The organism is Roseimaritima sediminicola (genome assembly GCF_009618275.1).
Classification (GTDB): domain Bacteria; phylum Planctomycetota; class Planctomycetia; order Pirellulales; family Pirellulaceae; genus Roseimaritima; species Roseimaritima sediminicola.
In genome coordinates, this window is the sequence record NZ_WIAD01000087.1 from 1 (window position 1) to 9,689 (window position 9,689).

Sequence of the window (9,689 nt, forward strand, 5' to 3'; positions counted from 1 at the left end):
CCGGGGGTGAGGGGAGAAAACTTCTTTCGCAGAGTTTCTTCTTCGTGTTGCTCACCGACTCCACGACATCCTCGTGACCAACCTCATGGCACACGCTCGAAAATCAAGGCCTTGATTTCTGGCATCTCCGCGGCGGGTTTCTTGGCGGCTTGCAGTTCTAGTCGGTGCCTTCCCTCCTCCAGGGACACGACGCCGGCGTCCGACTCTTTCCACTGCCGCGATAGGTAGGCGTTGGGGCTCTTCGGCACTCGCTCCGGCGCCGGATGGGGCGCGCTGACCCAAGGTTCCTGGATCGGAATGTCCAGCGTGGCCGGACCTGCCGTCAAGCGAAACACCGAACCGACGGCGTCTTCGGGACAGGCATACCGGATCCGCACCCGGTACTCGCCGCCGCTCACGACTTCGACGGGGCAGGCCGCGTACGCTTGCGGATCCGACCAGTCTTCGATCCACTGATGAGCCCATCCTCGCCGGCCGCAGTAGTCGATCCCGCGTCCCGGTTCCGGGTAAAGGTCCAGCTCGTGCGCCGCCACCGTGACCCTCGGCCACGGTTCATATCCGATCGGTACCGGCAACGGTTGCGGCTGCTGAGGCGTCGCCTTGGCGGCCCAGTCCCGGTACGACTCGATCAGCGAGCGATGGACCTCCGGGTGCGTCCGAGCCAGATTGTTCTGCTGACTCGGGTCGGCCACGAGATCGTGCAGGGACTTCTCGGTCGCTCGATAGCGTGCGGATCGAACCGACCATCGATTGGGATTCCGCCAGACATACAGGTTCCGCTCGGGCATCTCGAAGTCGTCCTGTCCGAACAGCAGCGGTGTCAGGTCCAGACCGTCCAGCGGCAGCGTTTTGCTTGCCGGGTTCTCGACGCCCGCGATCCGGCACAGCGTCGGCAGGAGGTCGATGTGCGCTGCGTTGGGTTTCACAACCGTGCCCGGCGGGATGCGCTGCGACCAGCGTACGAACAGTGGAACGCGCACGCCCCCTTCGTGTTCACTGCTCTTGATGCCACGCATCTGGTCATTGAAGCGGTGGCCGTTGGGGCCGTTGTCCGTCAGGAAAACGATGACCGTTTCCTCCGCGATTCCCAGCTGCTCCAGTTTCGCCAACAAGCGGCCCAGATTGTCGTCGATGTTCTCGACCAGCGCATACATCGCACGGGTGAACGGATCCTCGACATCCGGCCGCTCCGCCCACTGCTGCCACTTGTCCACAGGCACGCTCGCCGGCGTGTGCGGCGTGTTGTAGGGAACGTAACAGAAGAAGGGCGAATCGCTGGTCGCGTGCGCACGCTGGATAAACTCGATCGCGTGATCGGTGAGGACATCGGCGATAAAACCGCGGGCCTGAAAGGAAGAACCGTTTCGCTCCAGCAGCGGATCGAAGTAGTCGTTGCAGTGCCCGGCACAGAAACCGACGAATTCATCGAATCCCTGTGCGTTGGGATGGTAGGGCCAGTGCGCACCGTTATGCCACTTGCCGAAACAACCGGTCTTGTACCCGGCGTCTTTCAGCAGCTCCGCGATCGTCACCTCCTCGCCCCGCATGTTTTCGTACCCGCGGGTCACACCCGTCACGCCGGTGCGCGTTGGATACCGTCCCGATAGCAACGCGGCCCGAGTTGGCGCACAGACCGGTTCGACAAAGAACCTTTCAAAGCGGGCTCCTTCATTCGCAATGCGGTCCATGTTCGGAGTCTTGATCCAGTGGTTGCCGTGAACCGCCACATCGCCATAGCCCTGGTCGTCCGTCATCACCAATAGGATGTTGGGCCGATCTGCAAACGCGACGGTCGTTAGAAATAGCCAGCAGCCCACCAACCTCGCGGTAACACCCACCCAGCCACCCGGGATCCACGCTGGCCGTTCGCCGACGGGAACGGGGGACTGCGCGGTGCGGTTGCAATGGCGAGCTTGACCGTGGAGAGGCATCGATGGTTTTCCAAGCAAGGGTGGAAATGGGGGTGCGGCGCGGGCATCAGCCGCTGACGCGCTAGCGTACGGTTCCGCATCGCGCCGGTCCACCGCGGCCGGTTGCGCAACCGAACCGAGGGCTCGTGCCCTGCGGCTGGTACGGGGCGAACCGTGGGCTAGCGCCCTGCGGCTGATATGTTTATCAGCCGAAACGCGCTAGCGTACGGTTCGCACCAGGCTGGTTCGCCGTGGCACGTCGCGCACCAAAAGAGTTGCGCAACCGAACCGTGGGCTAGCGCCCTGCGGCTGACGAACCGTGGGCTAGCGCCCTGCGGCTGATGAACCGTGGGCTAGCGCCCTGCGGCTGATGCGCCTTTCTGGCGTCACCGCCCTACTGTTCGATCTGCTGGGCCAGTTTGGCTTTCTCGGGCAGCGTTCCGGTTTCGACTTCGATGGGCGTGGGGGCGGCCAGGGCCAGCAAGCCTGGCAGGTCGCCGTACTTGACCGCTCCGGGGACGAAGTTCGCGTCGCGGTAGTGACGCACGTCGTCAAAACGGAAATCAGCCCGCTCCAGGATCAGCTTGTCGACTGCTTCGCCGGCCATGGCCGCCGCCGCCGCGGCGATCGGTTCGGCGCCGCCGCGTCCGTACAAATGCACCCGAGACGTTTTCCAATCACCCGTTTCGGTCAGCGCCAGAAGGCTGAGCACATCGTGCACGCGTCGGACCAACAGCGACGGGTTGTAGGTGTAGGTGTAGCCGGCGTATTGCCGCGGGTTCTCGACCACGCGTTGCGTTTCGACCGGTTGCCCGTCCTCGGTAAACTCGCCTTGCTGGAACAGGTCGGCCGCGATGATGGTCGTGCCGGCATCGATCGCCTGGCGGGCTCGCGGAACGAGTTTGCCCTCGGCGCCGAACAAGCTCTGCTTGCCCTGGCCGTCGATCCAGACCAAGACCTGATCGTGACGCTGCTGGCCTTCGGCTTTCGGCACCAGCGTCACCATAGGGATGACTTCGCCGCGAGCGGGCACCCGCAGCAATTCTTTGCGCAGCTGATAACCGTCGTGCTGAACCGGTTCCTGATCCAGGCGAGCTCGTTCGACGTCGGTGGCCGTCGGCGGCGAGCGGCCGATGATCGTCTGCCAAGCTCCGCCGACCAACCGGCGAAAGGCGTCGAGCGACTGGGTGTCTTCGTTCAGCAGAGCGTCGATCTGCTGCTGTGACTGCTCGTCCAGATACGCCGTGACGCTTCGTTCGTGCGCATCACCGCCGGGCGGCGCCGGATGCTGCTCGTTCCAGATCGCGGCTTCTTCCTCGCTGAGCCGTTCCCAGTCCTCTTCGACGATGGGTTCTTCCAGCCCCAGGCCGATGTGTTTGTTGAACCACGAATACATCATCCCGCGGGTGACGTAATTGAAGTTGTGGGGAAAGTGCGTGTAGTCGCGGCACAGGACGTTGTCGCGCTGGCCGTACAGGCCGTACACCTGCTGAAGTTGCGGGTAACCGTCGCTCATCATCTCGATCGTCCAGTCGTCGGCGGCGGTCATGGCCTGAGGCTTGGGCGCCATCAGCGCCGCCAGTTCGACATTGCCCGTGCCGACGCGCAGCAGCGAACAATTCTCGCACGTGCATCCGCCCTGCATCGACGTGCTGACCATGCCGTTGGGAAAGGAGGCGATCGGTCGTGGATCGATCGCGCCCAGCAAAATAGTTTGCGTGCCGCCGCCGCTGTTGCCGGTCACGGCCAAGCGATCCGGGTCGGTGTCGGGCAACTGTTCCAGGAAGTCCAGTGAGCGGATGGCGTTCCAGGTTTGCAGCCCCATGACCGTCTGCAGCCGCGCTTCGGCCTGAACCGTAAAGAACCCCCACTTGCCGTCGACCGTTTTGCCGCCGGCGTACTGCGGCCGCGGTTTGCCGTAGCGATGGGCCAGGTCGTAGGAGATCTGTTGGCTGTCGGCATAGCCCAGCATGTCGAAGATAAACACCACGCATCCCATGCGGGCCAACTGGGCACAGCGGGCCAATTTGGGATTGCTGCCGGACTCTTCGAATCGTTCCTGCCCGGCCGCAATCATTTGCCGCACGGTCTTGCGGTCGTAGGTGTGCATGCGACCGCCGTGACCGTGAGGACACAGAATGCCGGGAGCGGAGCCTGTTACCTTTTCGGGACGAAACAACAGGCCGGTCACGAAATGGCCGGGCAGGCTTTCGAAATAAACCTTCTCGACCGTAAATCCGTCACGCTGGACTTTGCCGTGGATTACCGGGTTCAGCGGTGTCCGCTGGGGCATCGGCCACAGTCCCGTGGCGACCAGCACTCGCCGCCGCAGCCGTTCGGCTCGCTGCTGCCAAGCGTCCAGATCTTGCGGCGGGTGAAAGGGAAAGTGACCGTTCAGGTCTTTGGGTGGTTGCAGCCGCACGTCCTGTTCGATCGTTCCGGTGGGCAGCACCTGCGTGGCCCGAAATGCAGCGCTTTCGCGGCCCGCCGCGGTCGCTTCCTGGGCACGGGCCGATGGTGTGCAAGCCACCGCCACGAGCAGGCAGGCCATGGGCAGGATAACCGAGCATCGAAGACGGTAGGGAGCGGATGAAGGCATGAAAAACATGATCGGTTGGTTCTTGTGGAGGAGAAGGAAGGACGTCGTATGGAGGAAGAGACATCGGCGGGCAAAGCGTGAACCATTGTAGCCCCTCGCGCGAGCGGGCGACGGTGCCGGCTGCAAAGATCGGCGGGGGAGCGTTATCCTGGGGGCATGATCATTGCAAAATACCTCCTCGGCGAAGGTTCGACGGCGGCCGTTGGTCGAGTCGAACAGGACAAGATCGTTCCCTTGGACCTGGCCGCTATGGGAATGCAGCGTTTGTCCGATGTGCTGGAAGCGGACGATCCGGCCGCGACCGCTCGCGACGCCCCGGCCGGGCAACCGGTTCCGATCACGGACGTCACGCTGTTGCCGCCGATCGACGCTCAAGAAGTCTGGGCGGCCGGCGTCACCTACCGCCGCAGTCAGACCGCGCGGATGGAGGAGTCCGAAGCGGCCGCTTCGTGTTACGACCGCGTCTACACCGCCGACCGGCCGGAATTGTTTTTCAAAGCCACTCCGGCCCGGGTCCGCGGTCACGATCAACCCCTGCGAATCCGCTACGATTCCCAGTGGAACGTTCCGGAGCCGGAGATCACGCTGGTCATTTCCAGCCGCATGAAGATCGTCGGCTATACGGTCGGCAACGACATGAGTTCGCGGGACATCGAAGGCGAGAACCCGCTGTACCTGCCGCAAGCCAAATGTTACGACGCCTGCGCCGGCTTGGGGCCCTGGATCACCCTGGCCGATCCCCTGCCGGCCCCGGACCAGATCGGCGTGCACCTGCGGATTCGCCGCGACGGCGACGTGGTGTTCGAACAACAAACCAGCGCGGCCGCAATGGCTCGCGGCTTTGAAGACCTGGTCGGTTGGCTGGGGCGAGAAAATTTCTTTCCCGACGGCGTGTTCCTGATGACCGGTACGGGCATCGTGCCGGATCATACGTTCACGCTGCACGATGGCGACGTGGTGGACATCAGCATCCAAGGCGTCGGCACGCTTACTAATCCGATCGTCCAATCCTCACCCAATCGCTAACTCCGGAAATTCATTTCGCTATGAGCAACGATATGCAACCTGTACTGATCGCCGGCCAATGGCGTGCCGCCGACGCCAGCGACACTTTCCAAGCCACCAACCCCAATACCCGTGAAGCCTTGCCGCCCCGCTTTCCGGTCAGCTCGTGGCAGGACTGCGACGCGGCCCTGCAGGCAGCGGCCGAAGCGTTCGAACAGCTGCGCAGCGTCCCGCGCGAAAAGATCGCAAAATTCCTTCGCGACTATGCCGACAACCTGGAGTCGGCCAAGGATGCGTTGGTTGAAAGCGCCTTTGCCGAAAGCGGTTTGGCCAAGAGTCCACGACTGGCCGATGTGGAGCTGCCGCGAACGGTGAACCAGCTGCGTCTGGCCGCCGACGCGGTCGAAAGCGGCGATTGGACCTGTCCGGTGATCGATACCCAGGCCGGCATCCGGTCCTGCTACGAATCGCTGGGGCCGGTATGCGTGTTCGGGCCCAATAATTTTCCCTTCGCGTTCAACAGCGTTTCCGGTGGCGATTTTGCCGCGGCGATCGCGGCGGGCAATCCGGTGATCGCCAAAGCCAACACGTCGCATCCGGAAACCACGCGGCTGTTGGCCGAACAGGCCTTTGCGGCCGTGCAGTCGGCGGGGCTGCCCGCGGCGACCATCCAGTTGCTGTACCGCACCAGCCATGATGATGGCGAACGGTTGGTCTCGGATCCACGCTGCGGTGCGACCGGCTACACCGGCAGCCGCCGGGCGGGCCTGGCGCTGAAAGCCGCGGCCGATCGAGCGGGCAAGCCGATCTACTTGGAACTGTCCAGCGTCAACCCGGTCGTGATCACGCCGGGGGCATTGCGCGAGCGTGGCGGCGAGATCATCGACGAGTTTCTCACCAGCGTCCTGATGGGGGCGGGCCAGTTCTGCACCAATCCCGGTCTGGTGGTGTTGCTCAAGGGCGGCGAGAGCGACGCCTTTGTCGAAGCGGTCGCCAAGCGTTTTAACGAAGCTCCGGCCGGCACGCTGCTCTCGCCCGCCGTGGCCAAGGGGTTGTCCAGCAGCATTCAAACGCTGACCGATGCCGGCGCGGAGCGATTGGCCGGCGATGGTTCTTCGGCGTCGGACCGCTGTGCCGTTTCCAATACCCTGCTTCGCTGCAGCGGCGAACAATTCCTTCGGGATCCCGAAACGTTTCAAACCGAAGCATTCGGCAACGCGTCGCTGGTGGTGGTGGCCGACGACCTACAACAAGCCACCGCAGTACTGGATTCGTTGGAAGGTAATCTGACCGGATGCCTGTACACGGCCACCGACGGCAGCGACGAATCGGATTACCAGCAATTGGCCTTTGCCCTCGCGCCGCGAGTGGGCCGGTTGTTGAACGACAAGATGCCCACCGGCGTGGCGGTCAGTCCGGCGATGAACCACGGTGGTCCCTATCCGGCCACGGGCCATCCGGGTTTTACGGCCGTGGGCATCCCGACCTCGATCGCTCGCTTTGCCAAATTGACCAGTTACGACAACGTCCGCCCGGCGCGGCTGCCGTGTTGGTTGGCCGACAAAAACCCCACCGGCAAGACGTGGCGTTCCATCGACGGTCGGTGGACCCAAGCCGACGTGGGGGAATGATTGACGCGTTTGGGAACGCGTATGAGCCGTTTGGGCGATAGCCCCGGTTGTTGCAAGATAATAACCGGGGACGAGCGCCCGCGCGGCTGATAAGCACGCCCGCGCGGCTGATAGTAACCGGGGGCTAAGCACGTCGGCATGAATCTTTCGGTGCAACCCCGCGACAACACCCTCCCGCGCAGCGGGAGGGTCGGGCTCTTAGGCCCGGGGAGGGCCCTACGAAAACCCTCTCCGGGCCTAAGAGCCCGACTCTCCCAGAGGGAGAGTAAAGCCGAATGAAATGTTGCGACGTGCTTAGTGGTGCGTTTAGGTCTCATTTTAGGGTAGCTGATCTCGCCAGAGATTGGACTAAAGCGGCGAGAAGGTCCAAAGTCTGGCGACTTCAGCTACGGCCAGACTCTAAGATTAAATGTTGACGCAGCGCTATCGCCCCCACGGCTCAATGAGGGAGTTTTTCGATGCCTAACCGACTTGCGGACGCGCGCAGCCCCTACCTGCTGCAGCACAAAGACAACCCGGTGGACTGGTATCCGTGGGGCAAAGAGGCGCTCGACAAGGCCCGCGAGGAGAACAAGCCGATCTTTCTGTCGATCGGCTACGCGGCTTGTCACTGGTGTCACGTGATGGAGCACGAGAGTTTCGAAAACGAAGCCATCGCGGCTCAATTGAACGAGCACTTCGTGTGCATCAAGGTCGACCGGGAAGAACGTCCCGACATCGACCAGATCTACATGAATGCTGTGCAGATGATGACCGGCCAAGGCGGGTGGCCGATGAGCGTTTTTCTGACGCCGGATCGCAAACCGTTTTTCGCCGGCACCTACTGGCCGCCGGAACCACGCGCCGGGATGCCGGGCTTTCCTACCGTGATCGAGGCGGTGGCCGACGCCTGGGAGAACCGTCAAGCCGACGCGCACAAGTTCGCCAACGACATCACCGAATCGCTGCAGGAGATCGCCGGCGGACCCAGTTCCGCGGCCAGCAGCGTGCCGCCTGTCGCCGCGATCGATCAAGCCTGCCAGCGCTTGATTCGCGTGCACGATGACCAGTGGGGCGGCTTTGGCCAGGCGCCTAAATTTCCGCATGTGTCGGATCTGGATCTGTTGCTGCGGTTTGCCGATCGTCGCGACGACGCTCAGGCTCTGGCGGCGGTCCGCACGACGCTGGACAAGATGGCCGCCGGCGGCATCTACGACCATCTCGGTGGCGGCTTCGCTCGCTACAGCGTCGACGAGCGCTGGTTGGTGCCTCACTTTGAAAAGATGCTGTACGACAACGGCGGGCTGGCACGGCTTTACTTGAACGCCTTCCAGTTGACCGGCCACAGGCCCTACGCCGACGTCGCCGACCAAACGCTGAACTATCTGGTCCGCGACATGACCGACTCCGGCGGCGGACTGCACAGCAGCGAAGACGCCGACAGCGAAGGCGAAGAAGGCAAGTTCTATGTCTGGTCGCCCGACGAGATCATTCAGGTTCTGGGACAGGATCGCGGCCGGCGCTTTGCCCAGGTGTACGACGTGACGGCCGCCGGCAATTTCGAAGGGCACAGCATCCTGAACCGGCCGGTTCCGCTGGAAGAATTAGCTCAGCAAAACGGCTGGGATCTGGATCGCGTGCGGCGCGAGTTGGCCGAGGATCGTGAAAAGCTGCGCGTTCATCGCGATCGACGAATCCATCCGGGACGCGACGACAAGGTGCTGACCAGCTGGAACGCGCTGGCGATCGAAGCCTTGGCCGTAGGCAGCGGAGTGCTGCAGAAACCGGAATACGCCCAAGCAGCCGAGCGTGCGGCCAGCTTTCTCTGGGACACGATGCGCAGTGACGATGGACGCTTGCTGCATGCCTACCGCGATGGACACGCGCACCTGATGGCTTATCTGGATGATTACGCCTACACCATCGAAGCGTTCATCGCGCTGTACGAAGCCACCGGCAGAGCCCGCTGGATCCAGCGGGCCACGGCCCTGGCCGAACAGATGATCGAACATTATCAGGACGATGAGGGCGGCGGGTTTTTCTACACCGCCGACGACGGCGAAACCCTGATCTCGCGGACCAAGGACTGGCACGACAACAGCATCCCCAGTTCCAACGGCTCGGCCGCCGCCGGACTGCTGCGCCTGGGCCGGCTGACCGGCAACGAGCAATGGATCGGGGCCGGCGAGCGGACGTTGCTGGCCGGTGGCGAAGTGATCGAGAAACAGTACGCGGCGGCGGCGAAACTGCTGTTGGCACTGGACTTCTATCACCACGGCAACCGCCAGATCGTGGTCTCCGGACCGACGGACCAGTCGCATGCAGAACTGCTGGGCGTGTTGTACCGGCGCTTCCTGCCGCACAGCACGCTGGGCATCGTCACGGGCGAACCGCCGCAGGACGGCCCGCTGGTGAAATTGCTCGGCGGCAAGCAGCCTCAGGGAGGCCAGCCCACGCTGTACGTTTGTCAAAACTACACCTGCGACGCGCCCCAGGTCGGCGACGAGGCCCTGGCCGCCGCCGAACAGCTGTAACGAGCCGCATCCCCACCAGCCGCCGGGCGCT

General features: G+C 63.3%; 5 protein-coding genes. 3 read left to right on the top strand and 2 right to left on the bottom strand.

The window, feature by feature from the left end; all coding sequences use genetic code 11:
• Window positions 1-83 precede the first annotated feature (83 nt).
• Together GE027_RS21935 and GE027_RS21940 are read right to left on the bottom strand one after the other, a co-directional pair.
• The gene (locus GE027_RS21935) at window positions 84-1,931 is read right to left on the bottom strand and encodes a sulfatase-like hydrolase/transferase (protein WP_153559374.1); all 1,848 of its coding nucleotides are present in this window, start codon (window positions 1,929-1,931) and stop codon (window positions 84-86) included.
• Window positions 1,932-2,304: 373 nt separating this feature from the next.
• Entirely contained in the window at window positions 2,305-4,461 is a 2,157-nt protein-coding gene (locus GE027_RS21940) for an alpha/beta hydrolase family protein (protein ID WP_162006880.1), read from the bottom strand.
• Window positions 4,462-4,665: 204 nt separating this feature from the next.
• On the opposite strand from GE027_RS21940, the gene GE027_RS21945 reads away from it, so the two are divergent.
• From GE027_RS21945 to GE027_RS21955, 3 genes are all read left to right on the top strand, one after another.
• A complete protein-coding gene (locus GE027_RS21945) occupies window positions 4,666-5,535 on the top strand; it encodes a fumarylacetoacetate hydrolase family protein (protein WP_153559376.1) in 870 nt (289 codons plus the stop codon).
• Window positions 5,536-5,567: 32 nt separating this feature from the next.
• Window positions 5,568-7,145, top strand: coding sequence for an aldehyde dehydrogenase (NADP(+)) (locus GE027_RS21950; RefSeq protein ID WP_237607727.1), 1,578 nt, complete (start codon window positions 5,568-5,570; stop codon window positions 7,143-7,145).
• Window positions 7,146-7,603: 458 nt separating this feature from the next.
• Window positions 7,604-9,658: a thioredoxin domain-containing protein gene (locus tag GE027_RS21955; RefSeq protein ID WP_153559378.1), complete on the top strand. Its 2,055-nt coding sequence runs from the start codon at window positions 7,604-7,606 to the stop codon at window positions 9,656-9,658.
• Window positions 9,659-9,689: the final 31 nt, after the last annotated feature.